Here is a 21496-nt window from a genome sequence, read left to right on the forward strand (position 1 = left end):
TTATTGACCATTCAATGGTTTCCAGGCCATATGGCCAAAGCTAGAAGACAGGTTACAGAAAAATTAAAACTCATAGATATTATATTTGAATTGGTGGATGCTCGGATTCCCCTTTCATCTCGAAATCCGATGATTGATGAAATCATTCAACATAAACCAAGGTTAGTATTGTTGAATAAAGCAGATATGGCAGATAAAACCATTACGAAGGAATGGATTGAGTATTTCCATAGTAAAGGGATTAAGGCACTAGCTATTAATTCCCATGCAGGGACAGGGATGAAAGAAATTGTGTCCGCTACAAAGGAAATATTAAAAGATAAGTTTGACAGGATGAAAGCAAAAGGTGTAAACAATCCAAGAGCCATTAGAGCGATGATTGTAGGTATTCCAAATGTTGGGAAATCAACTCTAATCAACCGGCTAGTTAAAAAAAATATTGCGAGGACAGGTAATACTCCAGGTGTGACGAAAGCTCAACAATGGATCAAAGTAGGGAAAGAGCTTGAATTATTGGATACACCAGGAATACTGTGGCCGAAATTTGAGGATCCGGAAGTTGGTTTAAAGCTTGCTTTAACAGGGGCTATAAAAGATACGATTCTAAATTTACAAGATGTTGCTATATATGCATTGCGATTTCTTGAAGCTAATTATCCGTATCGCTTAAAGGAACGTTTTCAGCTTGAAGAATTCCCAGAAGATATTGTTGTATTCTTTGATCAAATTGGTAGGAAACGTGGCTGTCTAATGGGAAAAGGGGAAATAGACTACGATAAAGTGACCGAACTTATTATTAGAGAAATTCGGTCGGAAAAGATGGGTGCTCTTTCCTTTGAACAACCAGGGCAACTAGTAAACGATGGTTATTCTGAAAAATAAAGAAGATGATATATTGAAAAATCAAGACTATTCCCTTTAGAATGGTCTTGATTTTTTTCGAGCAGTACCGATAGTATTAATAGAAAAGAGATAGGAGTTATTCTAGTTGAAATGGACGATTAAAGAAATCACAGAAAAACTTTCAAAGGTAACAGATCAGAATGATGATTTTGTCATGCAGCTCAAACAAGATGAGCGAAAGGGTGTTCAAACATTAATAAAAAGATGGAGTCGTGAGCAGGAACAAAAAAAACAGCAATATGAGAAATTTATGTTTATGACAGCATATGAGCAAAAATATCATAACGAAGGTTATCGATTTATGGCTGGAATTGATGAGGTAGGCAGAGGTCCACTAGCAGGCCCAGTCGTCGCTGCAGCTGTGGTTTTGCCACACAACTTCTATCTTCCAGGAATCGATGACTCTAAAAAGTTAAGTGAGCAAAAACGAGAGCAATTTTTTACTGAAATAAGTGAAAAAGCTGTGTCAATCGGAATTGGTTTGATTGAAAGCGATGAAATTGATACAATAAATATTTTTAAAGCTACCAAAAAGGCGATGTTAGCTGCGATTCAACAGTTAGAACCAAAACCAGATTTTCTCTTAATTGACGCAGTAAAACTTGAAACATCCTATCCATCGGAGGCCATTATAAAAGGTGATGGTCTTAGTGTCTCTATTGCGGCTGCATCTATCGTGGCAAAAGTAACGCGTGATCGAATCTTAAAGGATTATGACCGGCTATACCCACAGTATGGTTTTGCCCGCAATGCTGGTTATGGAACGAAGGAACATCTGCAAGCGATTAAACTACACGGAATTACACCAATTCATCGTAAAAGTTTTTCCCCTGTAAAGGAATATATCCATTCATGAAGGTGACAACATGACCATGATAAATAATTTAATAACTGGGTTATTAAAAGAGGGGGCAACACAAGAATTTAAAACAACCTCCTTTCAGCCTGGTCAAATTTTAAACGGAAAAATAATTAAGCTATTTCCAAATGGAATTGCCTCGTTACAAGTAGGATCGCAAAAAATAGTTGCCCAATTAGAAGCATCTTTAGAAGCCAATCAAAAATATTGGTTTCAAGTCCAACCTGGAGAAGGAAAGGTCAGATTGAAGGTGGTTGGACATGTAGCGGATATTGGGCCTGGACGAACCTCAAATGGAATGCATATGAACACTAGAAAACCTGATACCTCTGGGGCTTCGCTGGCTGGTTTATTAAAAGAACTATCCATTCCTGTAAATGAAGAGAACACAGAAATCATGCGTTTTTTTCTTAAGGAACAGCTCCCTATCGGTAAAGAAATCGTTCATCAAACAGCAAGTTGGTTAAAAGAATCTGATGCTAGTCAAGATGGATTAGAAGCCGTTAAGCAGATGCTACATAAACAGCTTCCGATGACGAAGACAGCTTTCCAAGCTGTTCTTGCTATAATGAACAATGAGTCTTTCACAGAGTCCTTAGAAACGCTCGGAAACCTGTTAAAGGAGCAACCTTTAACGAAAGTAGGAAACCAACTAGCTCTTTTTATAGATGAATTTAATACCCCCGGGATAAATGTGGAAAAGTTGTTAAATGACCAGAAAAATGGAATGAACATGAGGAGTGAATCATTAGCAGCGACCAATTCTGCTTTACAGGATCATTCAGCATTTACAAATTATCTAAAAGGATTGATGAAGAATATTGGATTTTCTTATGAGCATGAAGTGGCACAATTCCTCAAACAGCCGCAGGAAGAATTATTAAAAAAAGAAGCACTAAAGCCATTATTACTCGATCTTTTAAAGGAAACTTCATCAGGCTCTATAAGTGAAATAGCGGAAAAAGTACTCCATAAAATAACTGGGCTTCAGATTCTTTCGCAGGATTCAGGTCCAACTCAACAATTTGTCGTACAAGTCCCGGTAGCCTTACAGCATAAAGTGGTTGATTTAACGATGCAGTGGAGTGGAAGAAAAAGAGAAAATGGTCAGATTGATCCAGCTTATTGTCGAATTTTATTTTATTTAGAACTCGAAAACCTTCGTGATACGATTGTCGATATGCAAGTTCAAAACCGAGTTATGACCATATCCGTTATGAATGAAAATGATTCTTTAAAGCAAATAGCTTCTCCTTTTATTGAGCAATTGAGGGAAAGTTTGAAATCAATCGATTTTAAATTATCGGCTGTTCATTTTACTCAACCATCGAAGCGAGTTATGAAACGGGATAAACAACAACTATCTCCATATTTTACCTCAAGCCAATATTCAGGAGTGGATTTGCGTATATGAGCTATAATCAAGATGAAAAAAGAAAAGAAGCAGTTGCATTGAATTATGATGAGAAGCAAATGAATGCACCCACTGTTGTGGCAAAAGGCAAGGGACTTATTGCTGACAAGATTTTGTCAGAAGCGAAAGAGCATCATGTTCCGATACAAGAAGATCCTTCTTTAGTTGAGTTATTAGGAAAACTGAATATCAATGATCGTATTCCTGACGAGCTTTATCAGGCAGTTGCTGAAGTATTTGCTTTTATTTATCGTGCGGATAAGCAGGCAAGTAAAAAGCGAGATGGTTGACTGAGGTTACGTAGAATCTCGTTTTTTACGTCTGCTAAAGTTTGTGCAATCATCTGAAATAAGTAAGGGATTTAACAGAGATGATTATTTTAATATAGTTAAATTTAATGAAAACGCTTTCAATGAAGTGAATTTTTGAATATTTTAAAAAAATGATTATTTTTGATTCATTATAGTAGACAAGCTACTATTCATTATATAAAATGAAAGCGCAGTATATTTTTACTTTATATAATAGTGAAAATTTTCTGGATATGAAAGTGATCTAATAAGCAAGTTTGTAGAATGCTTTCTTAATAGTTTAGTAGGAGGATGGGAAATGAATATTCACGAGTACCAGGGAAAAGAAATCCTCAGAAAATATGGGGTATCGGTTCCAAATGGAAAAGTTGCATTTACAGTTGAAGAAGCTGTTGAAGCGGCGAAAGAACTTGGGACTGACGTTTGTGTTGTAAAGGCTCAAATTCATGCTGGAGGGCGTGGAAAAGCTGGTGGAGTTAAAGTAGCGAAGAACTTAGAAGAAGTCCGTACATACGCGAATGAAATTCTTGGGAAAACACTCGTTACACATCAAACAGGACCAGAGGGAAAAGAAGTAAAACGCCTCCTTATTGAAGAAGGCTGTGACATTAAAAAAGAATATTACGTTGGTCTTGTTTTAGATCGAGCAACGTCACGTGTTGTTTTAATGGCTTCTGAAGAAGGCGGAACAGAAATCGAAGAAGTAGCAGAAAAAACACCGGAAAAAATCTTTAAAGAAGAAATTGATCCAGTTATTGGTTTAATGCCTTATCAAGCACGTCGTGTTGCGTTCAATATCAATATTCCACATGATTTGATCGGTCAAGCGGTTAAATTTATGTTAGGTCTTTATAGTGCTTATATAGAAAAAGATTGCTCGATTGCAGAAATCAATCCACTTGTTGTAACAGGTGATGGAAAAGTAATGGCTTTAGATGCGAAATTAAACTTTGATTCAAATGCGTTATACAGACAAAAAGATATTGTTGAATACCGTGACCTTGAAGAAGAAGATGCAAAAGAAATTGAAGCGTCTAAATATGACTTAAGTTATATTTCTTTAGATGGTAATATTGGTTGTATGGTAAATGGTGCAGGTCTTGCCATGTCGACAATGGATATTATCAACTATTATGGTGGGCAACCAGCAAACTTCCTTGATGTTGGAGGTAGTGCGACCGCTGAAAAGGTAACAGAAGCATTCAAGATTATCCTTTCTGATTCGAATGTTAAAGGTATTTTTGTGAATATCTTTGGTGGAATCATGAAGTGTGACGTCATCGCCACAGGTGTAGTGGAAGCTGTAAAGCAAATCGGACTTCAAATTCCACTTGTTGTTCGCTTAGAAGGAACAAATGTTGATCTCGGAAAAAATATTTTAAATGAATCTGGTTTAAATATTGTGGCAGCTGAGTCAATGGCTGACGGAGCACAAAAAATAGTTTCACTAGTATAATCTCAGAAAGGAGAATCATTGTGAGCGTATTTATTAATAAAGACACAAAAGTAATCGTTCAAGGGATTACCGGTTCCACGGCCCTTTTTCATACAAAACAAATGTTAGAGTATGGTACAAAAATTGTTGGAGGTACTTCTCCAGGTAAAGGTGGTCAAGAAGTAGAAGGAGTTCCTGTTTTCAACACTGTCAAAGATGCGGTTGACGCAACAGGTGCAAATGCATCTGTCATTTATGTTCCTGCTCCTTTTGCAGCAGATGCAATCATTGAAGCGGTTGATGCAGAGCTTGATTTAGTTATTTGTATCACTGAACATATTCCAGTACTAGATATGGTAAAAGTGAAACGTTATATGGAAGGGAAGAATACGCGTCTTGTCGGTCCAAACTGTCCAGGTGTTATTTCGGCAGATGAATGTAAAATTGGTATAATGCCGGGTTATATTCATAAAAAAGGACATGTAGGTGTGGTATCTCGTTCAGGAACGTTAACGTATGAGGCTGTTCATCAGCTTACACAAGCTGGAATTGGTCAAACAACAGCGGTCGGAATAGGTGGAGACCCTGTTAATGGAACGAACTTTATTGATGTGTTAGCGGCATTTAATGAAGATCCGGAAACGGAAGCGGTTATTATGATTGGTGAAATTGGTGGAACAGCTGAAGAAGAAGCTGCCGAGTGGGTAAAAGCAAATATGACAAAACCAGTTGTTGGTTTTATTGGCGGACGTACAGCACCTCCAGGCAAACGTATGGGCCATGCAGGGGCTATTATTTCTGGTGGAAAAGGAACAGCTGATGAAAAAATCCGCGTTATGAATGAATGTGGAATTAAAGTAGCTGATACACCTTCTGTTATGGGTGAAACATTAATTACTGTACTAAAAGAACAAGGGCTTTACGAAAAGTGTAAAACGCATTAATTTGATAGGAATTAGCCCCTTTATTTAGAGGGGCTTTTCCCCGTTCTTATCATTTACTGATTTTTTTACTTCTTTATCAGATTATTTCCCAAAGCTACTTCTTTATAATAATAAAAAATAATAGTCATTCAGCGACTAGGAGGTTCATCATGAACGAATTCAAACAAAGACTTGTTCATCTCCACCATTGCCAAGGGGCGAGTTGGAATATCATTTTTACGATCCTCAAAAAAGACCCTCAGCTACAATTCCTTTATGATAGTAGAATAAGAAACTATATTTCCTCACCAACAACAGCAAATACCATCCTACATGATCTACAGTCCAAAAAGATAATGACTACTATTCATGAGTATGAACAACTTGGCATTCAAACAATTACCATATTTGATCGTGAATATCCAGAAATACTTCGCGAAACATTCAAGCCCCCATGGGTACTATATGTAAAAGGTGACCTCAGTCTGCTATCCATGAAAAAACGACTCGCTGTAGTAGGTTCACGACAAGCAACTGCTTATGGTAAAAAGTCAATAGAATTATTATTTCCTAAGTTAATTGAGCAAAAGACGGTCATTGTTAGCGGACTTGCAGTAGGGATAGATGCTTTTGCGCATCATACAGCTATAAAGTTAGGAGGGCAAACAGTTGGAGTTATTGCAGGTGGGTTTCATTCTCTGTACCCGAAAGAAAATGAAAAGTTAGCCCATGAAATGATGAAGAGGCATCTTGTCATTTCAGAGTACCCACCAAACATGAAACCACAAAAGTGGCATTTCCCAATGCGTAACCGAATTATTGCTGGGATTAGCCACGGAACCTTAATTATTGAGGCTAAAAAAAGTAGTGGGTCTTTAATTACAGCAAATTATGCAGTTCATGAAGGCAGGGAAGTTTTTGCAGTTCCAGGACATATCTTTAATCCGAGTTCGGTCGGTACAAATGAACTTATCCAACAAGGGGCAAAGTTAGTTATTTCTGCACAAGATATTTTAGAAGAATTCTCATATTACTGAAATTTGTAATAAAAATATAATTTTTCAATATAATTCTTAATATAGTGGAGAATAATAACTAATTTCATAGTGGTTTCCCCAATTTTCGAGAAATATACAATAAAAAGGTTGAAATTATTTTTAATCTGTTATACATTTTGCAACATAAGTAAAGTATAGATTCTTTAAAGTGATATAAAAATGAATGGAAATGATGAATAATTATAATGGTATAAAGAGCAAAGAAAATGATCAAAAAATCATTGTGTTTTTGACAATGAAATCGTTTTCCTTTTTGAAGTAACTAGGGAAAAAGGAAAAATATTCATTCTTTTGTTTGACAGATGGGATAAAAATGGACAATAATAATGAATATTTTAAGTTTACTGTAAAGATAGAAATAATGTGGATATAATCCCTCTTGAGGAGGATTTTGGAATGTCAGAGTTTCTTGTGATCGTTGAGTCGCCGGCAAAAGCGAAAACGATTGAGAAGTATTTAGGAAAAAAATATAAGGTAAAAGCATCCATGGGCCATATTAGGGATTTGCCAAAAAGTCAAATGGGTGTCGATATAGAAAATCATTTTGAGCCAAAATATATTACGATTCGTGGAAAAGGCCCTGTTTTAAAAGATCTGAAGACTGCAGCAAAAAAAGCGAAGAAAATTTATCTCGCAGCTGACCCCGACCGCGAAGGGGAAGCAATTGCTTGGCATTTAGCAAATAGCTTAAATGTGGATGTGAATTCAGACTGTCGTGTCGTTTTTAATGAGATTACAAAGGATGCTATAAAAGAGTCATTCAAGCATCCACGTCCCATTAATATGGATTTAGTGGACGCTCAGCAGGCACGGCGGATTCTTGATCGCTTAGTAGGTTATAATATCAGTCCGTTGTTGTGGAAAAAGGTTAAAAAAGGGCTTAGTGCTGGTAGAGTTCAGTCTATAGCAGTACGATTGATTATTGATAGAGAAAAAGAAATTAAGGCTTTTATTCCTGAAGAGTATTGGACGATCAATGGAGAGTTCTTAAAGGGAATAGAGAGCTTTGAAGCTTCATTTTATGGGTTTGATAAGGAAAATGTGCTTGATAAGAAAAAAGCTGAGTTATCTTCAGAAGATGAAGTAAATGAAGTAATCAAACAATTAAAAGGTAATCGTTTTATTGTTGATTCTGTTACTAAGAAAGAACGCCGACGTAATCCGGCTGTTCCGTTCACCACATCATCATTGCAACAAGAAGCGGCAAGAAAATTAAACTTCAGGGCGAGAAAGACGATGATGCTCGCGCAGCAACTTTATGAAGGTATTGATCTTGGAAAAGAAGGAACAGTTGGATTAATTACCTATATGAGAACCGATTCAACTCGTATTTCAGAGGTCGCAAAGGCTGAGGCTGCAGGGTACATTGAAAGTACATATGGAAGTAGCTATTTACAAAAGGAAGAGCGAAAGGAAAAGAAAAAATCGAATGCTCAGGATGCACATGAAGCAGTTCGTCCAACAAGTACTCTCCGAGATCCTAGTAGTGTAAAAGAATTTCTTTCAAGAGACCAGTTGAGACTTTATAAACTTATTTGGGAACGATTTGTTGCAAGTCAGATGTCTGCTGCTATAATGGATACGATGAGTGTTGATTTAAAAAACGGTTCGGTTATTTTTAGAGCCAATGGCTCTAAAATAAAGTTTCCTGGATTTATGAAAGTCTATGTTGAGGGAACAGATGATAACGCAGAGGAGAAGAAGGATCGATTGTTACCGGATCTACAAGAAGGGGACGAAATCATTAAAAAAGAGATCGATCCGAAGCAGCACTTTACACAACCTCCTCCACGTTATACAGAGGCACGTCTTGTGAGAACACTTGAAGAACTTGGAATTGGTCGTCCATCTACTTTTGCACCAACATTGGACACGATTCAAAAAAGAGGCTATGTAGCGCTTGATAATAAACGTTTCGTTCCAACTGAGCTTGGAGAAATTGTAATGGAGTTAATCCTTGAGTTTTTTCCGGAAATTCTCAATGTTGAGTTTACAGCAAAAATGGAAAATGACCTAGACCATATTGAAGAAGGACAAGTTAAATGGGTTCATATTCTTGATGAGTTTTATCAAGGGTTTGAAAAAAACCTTGATAAAGCAGAAAAAGAGATGCAACATGTAGAGATAAAAGATGAACCTGCTGGTGAAGATTGTGAGCAATGTGGAAACCCAATGGTTTTTAAAATGGGACGTTATGGAAAATTTATGGCATGTAGTAATTTTCCTGATTGTCGAAATACAAAGCCGATTGTCAAAGAAATCGGGGTCAAATGTCCAAAATGTCATGAAGGAAATATTATTGAAAGAAAAAGCAAAAAGAAGCGAATTTTTTATGGTTGCGATCACTTTCCTGAATGTGACTTTCTTTCTTGGGACAAGCCATTACCTCGTAATTGTCCAAAGTGTGAAGCTCTTTTAGTGGAAAAAAAGTTGAAAAAAGGTGTACAAGTACAATGTATGGAATGTGATTATAAAGAAGAACCACAAAGCTAAGGGTGAGTAAACTACTCACTCTTTTCCTATGCAAAGATGGAATGTCCAAGGGCTCAAAGTGGTTAGCATTAGAAGGGCTAGTGGGGGCATTAGATACCCAATCAGATTAATTAGTATGATACAAAAAGAATAAGTTTTGATAAGGATAGTCACTTGAAACTTTATTCTCTTTGAATAATTGTGTAAAATAAGTGAATGTGGCGTAATACTAGTATAAATACTTTTATATAATTTAGCTCTAGTATAGGATTGATTTTGTTTTGATCCGTTGTTGCTTGTGCTTTTTAAGATGGAGGTTAATTCATGAAAGATTTTTTCGTAAATGTCATTGGTGCAGGTCTTGCGGGTAGTGAAGCAGCTTGGCAATTGGCAAAAAGAGGTATTTCCGTTCGTTTATATGAAATGAGGCCGGTGAAACAAACACCTGCCCATCATACAGATAAATTTGCAGAGTTAGTGTGTAGTAACTCACTTCGAGCTAACACGTTAACAAATGCTGTAGGGGTTCTAAAAGAAGAGATGCGTCTTCTTGATTCGATCATTATACGCTCAGCCGATGAAAGTGCAGTTCCAGCTGGTGGAGCTTTGGCTGTTGATCGACATGATTTTGCAGCACGTGTTACGGAACAAGTGAAAAATCATCCCAATGTAACAGTTATTCACGAAGAAGTGACTGAGATTCCAGAGGGTGTGACAATCATTGCTACAGGTCCATTAACAAGTGCTTCTCTTGCTGAGAACTTAAAAGAACTAACTGGTGAGGACTACCTTTATTTTTATGATGCTGCAGCACCAATTATTGAAAAAGACAGCATTGATATGGAAAAAGTATATTTAAAATCCCGTTATGATAAAGGGGAAGCTGCTTATTTAAATTGTCCGATGACTGAAGAGGAGTTTGATCGTTTTCACAATGCATTAATTACAGCTGAAACAGCTCCCCTCAAAGAATTTGAAAAGGAAATTTTCTTTGAAGGCTGTATGCCGATTGAAGTAATGGCAAAACGAGGTAAAAAAACAATGTTGTTTGGACCAATGAAACCTGTTGGTCTTGAAGATCCACGAACAGGAAAAAGACCATATGCGGTCGTTCAGTTACGCCAAGACGATGCAGCTGGTACGCTATACAATATTGTAGGTTTTCAAACTCATTTGAAATGGGGACCGCAAAAAGAAGTGTTGCAATTAATTCCAGGGCTTGAAAAAGCTGAAATTGTTCGCTACGGAGTGATGCACCGAAATACATTTCTTAATTCGCCGAAAGCACTAAAGGCTACTTATCAATTTAATAACCGTGAAGATTTATTTTTTGCTGGACAAATGACAGGAGTTGAAGGGTATGTTGAATCAGCAGCAAGTGGACTTGTCGCAGGGATAAATGCTTCGAGATTTATAAACGGTCAAGATCCTATTCAATTTCCTGTAGAAACAGCGATTGGAAGTATGGCTCATTACATTACGACAACAAATTCAAAGAATTTCCAGCCGATGAACGCAAACTTTGGTTTATTTCCTGAACTTCCTGTAAGAATAAAAGGTAAACAAGAACGAAATGAACAGCATGCTAAAAGGGCGTTGGAAACAATTCAGAAATTTGCGACAAGTTTGTGAATTCATTGCAGAGGGCTATTATGATGTGATATGCTATAGTAGCCCATGTGAGGTGATTGAAAATGAGTGAAAATGTGAACATTCCGTTAAATTTATTTATTGAATATTTACAAATAGAACGAAATTGTGCACAATATACAATTGAGTCTTATCAACATGATATAAACGAATTTTTTATGTTCATGATTGAACAAGATATCGATGGTGTAAAGCAGGTTACTTATTTAGATATTAGAATATATTTGACAAAACTATTTGAAAAAAAACTAGCTAGAAAATCAGTATCAAGAAAAGTTTCAAGTTTACGCACCTTTTATAAATTTCTACTTAGGGAGAAAATAATAGATGAAAATCCATTTTCACTTGTTTCCACTCCAAAAGCAGAAAAGCGATTGCCAGATTTTTTTTATGGCGAAGAGGTGCAGCAATTGTTTGATGCATGCAATAAAGATACACCATTAGGTTTAAGAAATTCTGCCTTACTTGAATTGCTATATGCGACAGGGATTCGAGTAGGCGAATGTAGTCAATTAAGGATCAAGGATGTAGATTTCTTTTTATCAACCGTTCTCGTTCATGGGAAAGGGAGCAAAGATAGATATGTTCCTTTTGGAAGTTTTGCTCATGATTCACTGGAACAATACATACAAAATGGTCGTAAGAAACTGATAAAAAATCATCATAATCATGATTTTTTGTTCGTGAATTATAAAGGAGGTCCGTTAACTTCTAGAGGAATTAGCGTTATATTAAATAAGTTAATGGAGGACTCAACCTTAGTAGGGAAAATTCATCCGCATATGCTCCGTCATACGTTTGCCACACATCTGTTAGAAAATGGCGCAGATATGAGAACCGTCCAAGAGCTATTAGGTCATTCCTTTCTTTCCTCAACACAAATATATACACATGTAACGAATGAGTATTTAAGAAAATCATATATGTCCCATCACCCAAGAGCTTAGCAGAAAAGCGAAGGCGTCTTATAGAAGAAATTTTGCTTAAAAACCGCCATATGTTTTGTGGCGAACATAGGCGACAGCACATCCTGTGCAAGTCCGATAAGCATAAAATGGGTCGATAAGAAGGGTGTACTTGTAACCTTCTTACTTATAAAGTCTATGAGCTTGAGGGTTTAGTCACTGAAGCTAGACAAACAAGTTGAGGAACATATATATTTCATACTGATTAAGTTTGTGAAAAAGGAGGCTATATGATGTCAGAATTTCATGCAACCACTATTTTTGCCATCCATCATAATGGGAAATGCGCGATGGCTGGTGATGGTCAAGTAACATTTGGAAATGCTGTTGTGATGAAGCACACAGCCAGAAAAGTTAGAAAATTGTTTAATGGAAAGGTATTAGCTGGATTTGCTGGTTCTGTTGCAGATGCGTTCACATTGTTTGAATTATTTGAAGGTAAATTAGAAGAATATAATGGTGATCTGCAACGTGCTGCAGTTGAATTAGCAAAACTATGGAGAAGTGATAAAGTCCTAAGAAGGCTTGAAGCCATGTTGATTATTATGGATGATACCAATCTACTTCTCGTTTCAGGAACAGGAGAAGTGATTGAGCCAGATGACGGTATTTTAGCTATTGGATCAGGTGGCAATTATGCTTTATCTGCTGGACGTTCATTGAAGAAATATGCTAGCGAACATTTAACCGCAAAGGAAATAGCCAAAGCATCACTTGAAACTGCCTCTGAAATATGTGTATATACTAACAGTAACATTATTGTAGAAGAGTTATAGTGGGAAGGGAGTCCAAATAAATGGGAAAAAGTTTAAATTTAACGCCCCGTCAAATCGTTGAACGACTTAACCAATATATCATAGGACAAAATGATGCGAAAAAAGCAGTCGCAGTTGCACTTCGAAATCGTTATCGTCGTAGTATGCTTGACGAAAACATTCGCGATGAGATCAGTCCGAAAAATATTTTGATGATCGGTCCGACAGGTGTCGGGAAAACAGAAATTGCAAGACGCATGGCTAAGCTTGTTCAGGCACCTTTTGTGAAAGTCGAAGCAACAAAATTCACGGAGGTAGGGTATGTTGGTCGTGATGTAGAATCGATGGTTAGAGATCTTATAGAAACAGCTATAAGAATTGTCAAAGAGGAGAAAATGGTAAGCGTAAAGGAACAAGCGGAAAAAAATGCTAATCAACGTTTAGTTGAGTTACTAGTTCCTACTAATAAAAAAACAACCAATATGAAAAATCCTCTTGAAATGCTATTTGGTGCTGGAAACACGCAAGATGAACAAGAATCTAATTCAACGGATGATCTGAATCATCAAGAAAAGCGAAAAGTCGTTCAAGCCAATTTAGCATTAGGCGAATTAGAAGATAATATGGTTACAGTAGAAGTTGAGGAGCAGCAACCATCAATGTTTGATATGCTACAAGGTTCTGGTATGGAACAAATGGGACTCAATATGCAAGATGCTTTGGGGAGTTTAATGCCTAAACGTCGAAAAAAAAGAAAGCTGACGGTTCGCGAGGCACGAAAAGTACTGACTCAAGAGGAAGCACAAAAGTTAATTGATATGGATGAGGTAACACAAGAAGCTGTTTATCGTGCAGAGCAGTCAGGGATTATTTTTATCGATGAGATTGATAAAATTGCAAGTAAGAATAATGGTGGCTCATCGGCAGATGTTTCCCGTGAAGGTGTGCAACGTGATATTTTACCTATAGTAGAAGGGTCTACCGTTGTCACGAAATATGGATCTGTTAAAACAGATCATGTCTTATTTATAGCTGCAGGAGCTTTTCACACAGCAAAGCCGTCTGATTTAATACCTGAACTCCAAGGTCGGTTTCCGATTCGTGTTGAATTAACGAAATTGACGACGGATGATTTTGTTAAAATATTAATCGAACCAGATAATGCACTTATTAAGCAATATGAAGCGTTATTAGCCACAGAAGGTATAGAAATTGAATTTTCTGACGAAGCTATTCGTAAGATAGCTGAAGTTGCTTTTGATGTAAATCAAAATACAGATAATATTGGTGCACGGCGTCTACAAACAATATTAGAAAAATTACTTGAGGATTTATCTTTTGAAGCACCAGATATCACGATGGAAAAGATCATGATTACACCACAGTATGTTGAGGAGAAATTGGGTGCGATTTCTCGAAATAAGGATTTAAGCCGCTTTATTCTCTAGACTAAATTCATACAATGCTTGATAGAGAATAGTGTAATAACAAAAAAGTAAAAATGATACAACTAAACATTAGATAAAGAATATTTATGGTTTTAGTAAATAGGAGGAAGAATGTAATGGATTTATTGTCAAAAACAAGAAAGATTAATGCGATGCTTCAAAAGGCGGCGGGAAAGTCGGTAAACTTTAAAGAGATGGCTGAAACATTGAGTGATGTAATTAATTCCAATATTTTCGTCGTGAGTCGCCGTGGGAAATTGCTTGGTTATGCGGCTAATCAACAAATTCAAAGTGAGCGAATGAAACAAATGCTTGAGGATCGCCAATTTCCAGAGCAGTATACAAATAGTTTGTTTAGCCTTAATGTAACGACTTCAAATATTGATGTAGAAAGTGAATATACTGCTTTTCCAATTGAGAATAAAGAAATTTTCAAAAACGGTTTAACAACAATTGTACCTATTATTGGTGCAGGAGAGCGACTGGGAACACTTATTTTGTCAAGATTAGAAGAACAGTTCCATGATGATGATTTAATTCTTGCTGAATATGGAGCAACTGTTGTAGGTATGGAAATTCTTCATGAAAAGGCCGAGGAAATCGAAGAGGAAGCTCGTAGTAAAGCGGTTGTACAAATGGCGATCAGCTCACTATCATACAGTGAGTTAGAGGCAATTGAACATATTTTTGAAGAATTAAATGGAACGGAAGGGTTATTGGTAGCTTCGAAAATTGCCGATCGTGTAGGTATTACCCGTTCTGTTATCGTCAATGCACTTCGGAAACTAGAGAGTGCAGGAGTTATTGAATCTCGTTCATTAGGAATGAAAGGGACTTACATTAAAGTATTGAATGATAAGTTTTTGTTTGAATTAGAAAAATTAAAAACAAACTAATCTATTAGGTCATAAAAAATCATCTGTTATGAAACAGGTGATTTTTTTATGACCTATTTTTATAGTGCCAGAAAACAATTTACGACATTTTTCTTAAATTTCATAAAATTTTAAGCGCTTTCTTTCTTATGTTAAGCTAAATTAATTTAAAATATAAGACAAGAGAGTCTATCTTATTAACTACTTCTTTTGATTTAGGCATGTGAAAATTGGTGTAGTGTATTCACGTTATTTTAAGTTTTATTTGTATAAATTCCCTTAATTAAGTAAAAATTCGAGATGTTAATATGAAAATGGGACAAAATACTTATTAAAATTATCCCTGCATTCATAGACATATTATTTCATTTTCATTACAATTAAGTTTGTTACTAAAAATTTGTCAAAAAGTATTAAAAATCGACAAATTCCATTGGATTTTGTAATTATTGTCATATAGAGGTGTTATAATGAATTTATTTTCAGGAACGATATCTACTCTTGAGGGTGCACTCCGTTATTCGGCTACAAAGCAGAAGGTAATCTCGCAAAATATTGCTAATGTAGATACCCCGAACTATAAAGCAAAGGACGTTAGTTTCAAAGCTTCCTTAAATGACGCTGTTAGTCAATCACTATCGACAAATCGTACTGACACTAGACATTTTATGTTTAATCGATTATCAGATACAACAGCTGCCATTATGAATAAAAATCAGGTTTCCTATAATGAAAGTGGTAATAGTGTGGATATAGATAAAGAAATGTCTGATTTAGCCACAAATCAAATTTACTACAATGCTCTTACTGAAAGAGTAAGTGGGAAATTTTCAAGTTTACAAAATGTAATTAGAGGTGGGAAGTAATGTCCATTTTTCATAGTATGAATACAACCGCTTCTGCTTTAACTGCTCAACGTCTCCGTATGGATGTTGTTTCATCTAATATGGCTAATGCCGATACTACTCGTGCGAAACTCGTGGATGGCGAATGGGAGCCTTATCGTCGTAAATCTGTCGTTATGGAACCGAAGGGAAATCAATTCTCGTCATTCCTACAGGTTGCAATGAATACAAGTGGCAATCAAGGGACGGGAAATGGTGTGAAAGTGACAAACATTGTTGAAGATGAAACACCATTTCAGCTTGTCTATGACCCGACACACCAGGATGCAAATGAAGATGGTTACGTACGGTTGCCGAATGTAGATCCATTGAGGGAAATGGTTGATTTAATGAGTGCTACTCGTTCATATGAAGCAAATGTCACGGTGTTTAATGCATCGAAAAATATGCTCATGAAAGCATTGGAGATCGGAAAATAAAGGAGAGAGAACCTTAATTGAATACTATTACCTTTTTACCCGTAAATAATCTATTAAATACTCAGAAACCGGTAGAAACTACCGCTACACCTGACGAGGCACAACAGACTTTTTCTTCTTTCCTTAAGAATTCAATTGAAAAAGTGAATCAAACGCAAATTGAGTCAGACAAAATGACAGAGAAGTTGGCTCTTGGACAAGATGTAGATTTACATGAAGTGATGATTGCTTCGCAAAAGGCAAGTGTTACCATGCAATTAACATTAGAGGTTCGCAACAAAGCTGTAGAGGCTTATCAAGAAATGATGAGAATGCAAGTTTAATAAGCTTTGTTAGTGCGATGCAAAGTTTGGCGGTTATTTACTACTGACCAATCAGATTAATAACCGGGGGATCGTTATGAAGGAATCGTTACAAAAGTTTGTGGATCCATTAAAAGCGTACTGGACAAGTCGCTCGAAAAAACAACAAGCCCTAATGATTAGTGCTATCGTACTTATTTTGATGGTAGCCGGGGCTATTACCTTTTTCACAACTAGAACAAATTTAGTCCCTTTATATAGTAATCTTTCACCTTCGGAAACGGGTTCTATTAAAGAAAGCCTTGATGGAAGAGGGATTAAATCAGAAATAGCCGATGGTGGTCAAACGATAAAAGTGCCAGAAGATATTGTTGATACATTAAAAGTAGAGCTAGCAGCAGAAGGTCTTCCTAAATCAGGTAGTATTGATTATTCTTTTTTTAGTCAAAATGCTGGAATGGGAACAACAGAAAATGAATTTAATATGCTAAAACTTGATGCAATGCAAACAGAGCTTGCTGATTTAATAAAAGGGATTGCAGGGATTAATGATGCGAAAGTTATGATTAACCTTCCAGAGTCTGGTATTTTTGTTAACGATGTGAAGGAGAAAGCATCTGCTTCCATTGTGTTAAGTACGATACCTGGATATGAATTTGAACAAAATCAAATTAAGGCACTCTATCAATTAGTCTCTAAAAGTGTTCCTAATTTACCTACAGATAATATCGTCATTATGAACCAAAACTTTGAGTATTTTGACTTGAAAAATGAAAATAATTTTTCTGGCTCGATTTTTGCTAACCAACAGGAAATTAAAAAAGAGATTGAACGGGATGTACAACGTCAAGTTCAAACAATGCTTGGTACCTTGATTGGTCAAGACAAAGTAGTTGTTTCAGTAACGGCAGATGTTGATTTTACTCAGGAAAATCGAGAAGAAAACTTAGTTACACCAGTAGATGAAGAAAATATGGAAGGCATTGCAATTAGTGCCCAAAAAATTACGGAAACGTATACTGGGAATGGGAATCAAGTTGGTGGGCCTGTTCAAGCAGAGGATCCTGCGGATGCATTAGCAGCGCAGTACTTAGAAGGCAATACAAACAATGGTGATTATGAGAAAGTAGACGACACAATCAATTACGAGATCAATAGAATTCGAAAGGAGATTGTGGAAAGTCCATATAAAATAAGAGATTTGGGTATTCAAGTCATGGTAGAACCACCGGAAGCCGATAATCTTAATTCTTTGCCACAAGAACGAGTGGATGATATTACAAATATGCTTGCAACAATTGTGAGAACATCGATTGATAAAAATGCAAATCCTGAACTGACGGATGAAGCAATTAATCAAAAAATATCTGTTTCAGTGCAGCCATTTGAAGGGAAGGTTACCTTTAATGAGCAACCAACTTCATCAGCATCCTTGTCATGGTGGGTGTATGTTATTGGTGGCGTTCTAGTTGCTATTATTGGAGGATTGATCATCTTGATTATGCGAACTCGCAGAAAACGAGAGAAAACTCTAGAGGAAACTGTAGAAGAAGAAGTCCAACCCGTTGATGTTCCAGATGTAAATGAAAGTCATGAAACAGAGAATAGTCTGCGCAGAAAACAACTGGAAAAAATGGCAAAGGAAAAACCAGATGAATTTGCTAAGCTTTTGCGATCTTGGATTGCTGAGGACTAAAGGGAGGGTAAAAGATGGCAAGAAAAGAACAAAAAGAATTGAGCGGAAAACAAAAAGCGGCCATTCTTCTTATTTCCCTAGGTCCTGATGTTTCTGCTTCTGTTTATAAACACTTAAGTGAAGAAGAAATAGAAAAGTTAACACTAGAGATCTCTAGTGTTAAAAAGGTAGAAAGTCATGCAAAAGAAGATGTTGTTGAAGAATTTCATCAAATTGCACTTGCGCAAGATTACATTACGCAAGGTGGGATTGGTTATGCCAAAACGGTTCTTGAAAAAGCCCTAGGTGAGGAACAAGCAACGGCTATATTAAATCGACTCACATCTTCTTTGCAAGTACGTCCATTTGATTTTGCGAGGAAAGCAGATCCAGCACAGATTTTAAATTTTATCCAAAATGAACATCCACAGACCATTGCGTTAATTCTCTCCTATTTAGATTCACAGCAGGCAGGACAAATTCTTTCGGAATTGCCTCAGGAGATGCAAGCAGATATAGCGAAGAGAATTGCTGTAATGGATAGTACGTCACCTGAAATCATTAATGAAGTTGAACAAATTTTAGAACGAAAGTTGTCTGCAACGGTTACGCAAGATTACACACAAACGGGTGGAATTGAAGCGGTCGTTGAAGTTTTAAATGGTGTTGATAGAACAACTGAGAGAACAATCCTAGATGCGCTTGAAATTCAAGACCCTGAACTTGCTGAAGAAATTAAAAAGAGAATGTTTATTTTTGAAGATATTGTCACATTAGATAATCGCTCCATTCAACGTATTATTCGTGAATGTGAAAATGAGGATCTCTTATTATCGCTAAAAGTTTCAAGTGATGAAGTGAAGGGGATTATCTTTAAAAATATGTCAACACGAATGGTTGAAACATTCAAAGAAGAGATGGAATATATGGGGCCTGTTCGCTTGCGTGATGTTGAGGAAGCACAATCACGGATAGTGGCTATTATTCGCCGCTTGGAAGATGCAGGAGAAATTGTTGTTGCCCGTGGTGGAGGAGATGATATTATTGTCTAGGCTCATTAAATCTCAGTGGTCAAACCCTACTCTTTCCGAGAAAAAAATCATTTCGATTAAGATGTTTAACACTCCTGAAAAAGTGGAAAATGACTTTGATTTGAAGGAAGAAAATATTATTCCAACTGAATTAGTTGAAGAGGCAAGATTAGAAGCAGAGCAGATTCGTCAACAAGTAAAAAGCGAAATGGATGCTCTATATGCAGAAATTCAGAGTAGTCGTGAAGACTGGGAACGTGAAAAAGGATTATTGATAAGTGCAGCTAATGAAGAAGGCTACAAAGCGGGATGGGAAGAAGGTCAGCGCCAAGGATATTCAGAGTATCAAGAGTTGCTCAAGGATGCTCAGAAAATCATACAAGTAGCAAAATACGATTATCATGCTTATTTGGAAACCTCTGAAAAAACCATTTTAGATTTGTCTATCAAGGTAGCGCAAAAGGTACTTAAAACAAAGATAGAAGAAAATGGGGATTGCTTTATATCTCTCGTAAAAAAAGCAGTAAAAGAAGTAAAGGAATTTCAAGATGTGAAAATTCATGTGCATCCTGTTCATTATGAGAACCTTCTAGCGAAAAAGGATGAGCTATTGTCGGTTTTCTCTCAGGATACGAACCTATTCATCTATCCGGATAGTGACTTATTGGAAAGCAGTTGTCTGATAGAATCTCCTTATGGTCGAATCGATGTAAGTATTGACACGCAGCTTTCAGAAATTAAACAAAAGCTTACGGAATGTTTGGAGAGTGAAACATCATGAAAGCTTCTGGATTGTTAGAAAAAATTGATGAGATTGATTCCTTTAAACGCTACGGTCGTGTCAAACAAGTTGTTGGTCTTATGATAGAATCACAAGGGCCTGAAAGTTCAATTGGAGATCTTTGCTTCATACATGTAAGTCATAGAAAGAATCGAGTGATTCAAGCGGAAGTAGTAGGGTTCAGGGGAGAAGTTGTTATTCTCATGCCCTATACATCTGTTAATGATATTGCACCAGGTAGCCTTGTGGAGGCAACTTCAAAGCCACTTGAAATTAAAGTCGGACATGCTCTAATCGGCAATGTTATTGATTCTTTAGGGAACTTATTGGACGGTACAGATTTACCGAAAGGATTATCGACAGTACCGACTGAGCAATCACCACCAAACCCATTAAAAAGACCACCCATATCTGAACCTATCGAGGTTGGGGTTCGAATGATTGATAGTTTACTTACAGTTGGTAATGGCCAACGAGTTGGAATTTTTGCCGGGAGTGGAGTTGGAAAAAGTACTTTGTTAGGGATGATTGCTCGGAATACTACTGCCGATTTAAACGTCATCGCTTTAATCGGTGAACGGGGCAGAGAGGTACGAGAATTTATCGAAAAAGACCTTGGTCCAGAAGGTTTAAAAAGGTCCATTGTTATAGTTGCCACTTCGGATCAACCAGCATTAATGCGGATTAAAGGAGCTTTAACGGCGACAGCTATCGCTGAATATTTCCGTGATCAGGGTATGAATGTCATGCTGATGATGGACTCTGTTACACGGGTTGCAATGGCTCAGAGAGAGGTAGGGTTGGCGATTGGTGAACCACCAACGACTAAAGGGTATACCCCCTCTGTTTTTGCTATATTGCCGAAGCTATTAGAACGAACGGGAACGAATGAGATAGGTTCTATTACAGCATTTTATACGGTTCTTGTCGATGGTGATGATATGAATGAACCGATTGCTGACACCGTGCGTGGAATTCTGGACGGGCACTTTGTTCTTGATCGTAGTCTAGCAAATAGAGGGCAATATCCTGCGGTAAATGTATTAAAAAGTGTTAGTCGAGTGATGAATAATATTGTCGAACGCGAACATGTTAAATCGGCTGAAAGACTTAGAGAACGATTAAGCACGTATTACGATTCAGAGGATTTAATCAATATTGGTGCATATAAAAAAGGTTCATCTAAAGATGTAGATGCTTCTATCCACTTATATCCACAAATTATCTCCTTTTTAAAACAAGCAACCTACGAAAAAGTGACAATGCAAGAAAGTGTCAATGCCTTATATGCATTAATTGGAAAAGGGGAATAGAT

General features: G+C 36.8%; 20 protein-coding genes. All 20 read left to right on the plus strand.

Annotation, left to right across the window (positions count from 1 at the left end; genetic code table 11):
• Positions 1–3 precede the first annotated feature (3 nt).
• The 20 genes from ylqF to fliI all read left to right on the plus strand — a co-directional run bounded on the left by ylqF (position 4) and on the right by fliI (position 21494).
• Positions 4–882, plus strand: coding sequence for a ribosome biogenesis GTPase YlqF (gene ylqF / locus JMM81_RS03655; protein WP_256240133.1), 879 nt, complete (start codon positions 4–6; stop codon positions 880–882).
• A gap of 106 nt (positions 883–988) precedes the next feature.
• Entirely contained in the window at positions 989–1759 is a 771-nt protein-coding gene (locus JMM81_RS03660; protein WP_256240134.1) for a ribonuclease HII, read from the plus strand.
• A 10-nt stretch (positions 1760–1769) separates the two neighbouring features.
• Positions 1770–3176, plus strand: a complete 1407-nt coding sequence (locus tag JMM81_RS03665; RefSeq protein ID WP_256240135.1) for a hypothetical protein — start codon at positions 1770–1772, stop codon at positions 3174–3176.
• Complete coding sequence (locus JMM81_RS03670; RefSeq protein ID WP_256240136.1) at positions 3173–3466, plus strand: EscU/YscU/HrcU family type III secretion system export apparatus switch protein; 294 nt, start codon at positions 3173–3175, stop codon at positions 3464–3466. Before JMM81_RS03665 ends, JMM81_RS03670 begins: the two co-directional genes overlap by 4 nt.
• Positions 3467–3785: 319 nt before the next feature.
• Complete coding sequence (sucC, locus tag JMM81_RS03675) at positions 3786–4943, plus strand: ADP-forming succinate--CoA ligase subunit beta (RefSeq protein ID WP_256240137.1); 1158 nt, start codon at positions 3786–3788, stop codon at positions 4941–4943.
• A gap of 20 nt (positions 4944–4963) precedes the next feature.
• Positions 4964–5866, plus strand: coding sequence for a succinate--CoA ligase subunit alpha (sucD, locus tag JMM81_RS03680; RefSeq protein WP_256240138.1), 903 nt, complete (start codon positions 4964–4966; stop codon positions 5864–5866).
• Between the two features lie 149 nt (positions 5867–6015).
• Entirely contained in the window at positions 6016–6882 is an 867-nt protein-coding gene (gene dprA / locus JMM81_RS03685; protein WP_256240139.1) for a DNA-processing protein DprA, read from the plus strand.
• A 417-nt stretch (positions 6883–7299) separates the two neighbouring features.
• A complete protein-coding gene (topA, locus tag JMM81_RS03690) occupies positions 7300–9396 on the plus strand; it encodes a type I DNA topoisomerase (protein WP_256240140.1) in 2097 nt (698 codons plus the stop codon).
• A 303-nt stretch (positions 9397–9699) separates the two neighbouring features.
• On the plus strand, positions 9700–11007 hold the full coding sequence (trmFO, locus tag JMM81_RS03695) for an FADH(2)-oxidizing methylenetetrahydrofolate--tRNA-(uracil(54)-C(5))-methyltransferase TrmFO (RefSeq protein WP_256240141.1): 1308 nt from the start codon (positions 9700–9702) through the stop codon (positions 11005–11007).
• A 62-nt stretch (positions 11008–11069) separates the two neighbouring features.
• Positions 11070–11972 (plus strand): tyrosine recombinase XerC, encoded by a 903-nt coding sequence (gene xerC, locus JMM81_RS03700; protein WP_256240142.1) that lies wholly within the window; start codon positions 11070–11072, stop codon positions 11970–11972.
• Between the two features lie 251 nt (positions 11973–12223).
• Positions 12224–12766 (plus strand): ATP-dependent protease subunit HslV, encoded by a 543-nt coding sequence (gene hslV / locus JMM81_RS03705; protein ID WP_256240320.1) that lies wholly within the window; start codon positions 12224–12226, stop codon positions 12764–12766.
• A gap of 20 nt (positions 12767–12786) precedes the next feature.
• Positions 12787–14193: an ATP-dependent protease ATPase subunit HslU gene (gene hslU / locus JMM81_RS03710; protein WP_256240143.1), complete on the plus strand. Its 1407-nt coding sequence runs from the start codon at positions 12787–12789 to the stop codon at positions 14191–14193.
• A 116-nt stretch (positions 14194–14309) separates the two neighbouring features.
• Entirely contained in the window at positions 14310–15089 is a 780-nt protein-coding gene (gene codY / locus JMM81_RS03715) for a GTP-sensing pleiotropic transcriptional regulator CodY (RefSeq protein ID WP_256240144.1), read from the plus strand.
• A 449-nt stretch (positions 15090–15538) separates the two neighbouring features.
• Positions 15539–15934, plus strand: a complete 396-nt coding sequence (flgB, locus tag JMM81_RS03720; protein ID WP_256240145.1) for a flagellar basal body rod protein FlgB — start codon at positions 15539–15541, stop codon at positions 15932–15934.
• Positions 15934–16392, plus strand: coding sequence for a flagellar basal body rod protein FlgC (flgC, locus tag JMM81_RS03725; protein ID WP_256240146.1), 459 nt, complete (start codon positions 15934–15936; stop codon positions 16390–16392). Before flgB ends, flgC begins: the two co-directional genes overlap by 1 nt.
• A 26-nt stretch (positions 16393–16418) precedes the next feature.
• The gene (gene fliE / locus JMM81_RS03730; RefSeq protein WP_256240321.1) at positions 16419–16715 is read left to right on the plus strand and encodes a flagellar hook-basal body complex protein FliE; all 297 of its coding nucleotides are present in this window, start codon (positions 16419–16421) and stop codon (positions 16713–16715) included.
• A gap of 76 nt (positions 16716–16791) precedes the next feature.
• Positions 16792–18390: a flagellar basal-body MS-ring/collar protein FliF gene (gene fliF / locus JMM81_RS03735; RefSeq protein WP_256240147.1), complete on the plus strand. Its 1599-nt coding sequence runs from the start codon at positions 16792–16794 to the stop codon at positions 18388–18390.
• Between the two features lie 14 nt (positions 18391–18404).
• Positions 18405–19421: a flagellar motor switch protein FliG gene (gene fliG / locus JMM81_RS03740; protein WP_256240148.1), complete on the plus strand. Its 1017-nt coding sequence runs from the start codon at positions 18405–18407 to the stop codon at positions 19419–19421.
• Positions 19414–20181: a flagellar assembly protein FliH gene (gene fliH / locus JMM81_RS03745; RefSeq protein WP_256240149.1), complete on the plus strand. Its 768-nt coding sequence runs from the start codon at positions 19414–19416 to the stop codon at positions 20179–20181. The genes fliG and fliH overlap by 8 nt, the downstream gene beginning before the upstream one ends.
• The gene (gene fliI, locus JMM81_RS03750) at positions 20178–21494 is read left to right on the plus strand and encodes a flagellar protein export ATPase FliI (RefSeq protein WP_256240150.1); all 1317 of its coding nucleotides are present in this window, start codon (positions 20178–20180) and stop codon (positions 21492–21494) included. Before fliH ends, fliI begins: the two co-directional genes overlap by 4 nt.
• Positions 21495–21496: the final 2 nt, after the last annotated feature.

The sequence above is a fragment of the Bacillus sp. V3B genome, assembly GCF_024494465.1.
Lineage (GTDB): Bacteria > Bacillota > Bacilli > Bacillales > Cytobacillaceae > Bacillus_BD.

Coding starts and splice junctions, on each gene's coding strand:
- JMM81_RS03665 (WP_256240135.1), top strand. CDS start 1,770: ATGACCATGATAAATAATTTAATAACTGGGTTATTAAAAGAGGGGGCA.
- JMM81_RS03670 (WP_256240136.1), top strand. CDS start 3,173: ATGAGCTATAATCAAGATGAAAAAAGAAAAGAAGCAGTTGCATTGAAT.
- sucC (WP_256240137.1), top strand. CDS start 3,786: ATGAATATTCACGAGTACCAGGGAAAAGAAATCCTCAGAAAATATGGG.
- dprA (WP_256240139.1), top strand. CDS start 6,016: ATGAACGAATTCAAACAAAGACTTGTTCATCTCCACCATTGCCAAGGG.
- topA (WP_256240140.1), top strand. CDS start 7,300: ATGTCAGAGTTTCTTGTGATCGTTGAGTCGCCGGCAAAAGCGAAAACG.
- trmFO (WP_256240141.1), top strand. CDS start 9,700: ATGAAAGATTTTTTCGTAAATGTCATTGGTGCAGGTCTTGCGGGTAGT.
- xerC (WP_256240142.1), top strand. CDS start 11,070: ATGAGTGAAAATGTGAACATTCCGTTAAATTTATTTATTGAATATTTA.
- hslV (WP_256240320.1), top strand. CDS start 12,224: ATGTCAGAATTTCATGCAACCACTATTTTTGCCATCCATCATAATGGG.
- hslU (WP_256240143.1), top strand. CDS start 12,787: ATGGGAAAAAGTTTAAATTTAACGCCCCGTCAAATCGTTGAACGACTT.
- codY (WP_256240144.1), top strand. CDS start 14,310: ATGGATTTATTGTCAAAAACAAGAAAGATTAATGCGATGCTTCAAAAG.
- flgB (WP_256240145.1), top strand. CDS start 15,539: ATGAATTTATTTTCAGGAACGATATCTACTCTTGAGGGTGCACTCCGT.
- flgC (WP_256240146.1), top strand. CDS start 15,934: ATGTCCATTTTTCATAGTATGAATACAACCGCTTCTGCTTTAACTGCT.
- fliF (WP_256240147.1), top strand. CDS start 16,792: ATGAAGGAATCGTTACAAAAGTTTGTGGATCCATTAAAAGCGTACTGG.
- fliG (WP_256240148.1), top strand. CDS start 18,405: ATGGCAAGAAAAGAACAAAAAGAATTGAGCGGAAAACAAAAAGCGGCC.
- fliI (WP_256240150.1), top strand. CDS start 20,178: ATGAAAGCTTCTGGATTGTTAGAAAAAATTGATGAGATTGATTCCTTT.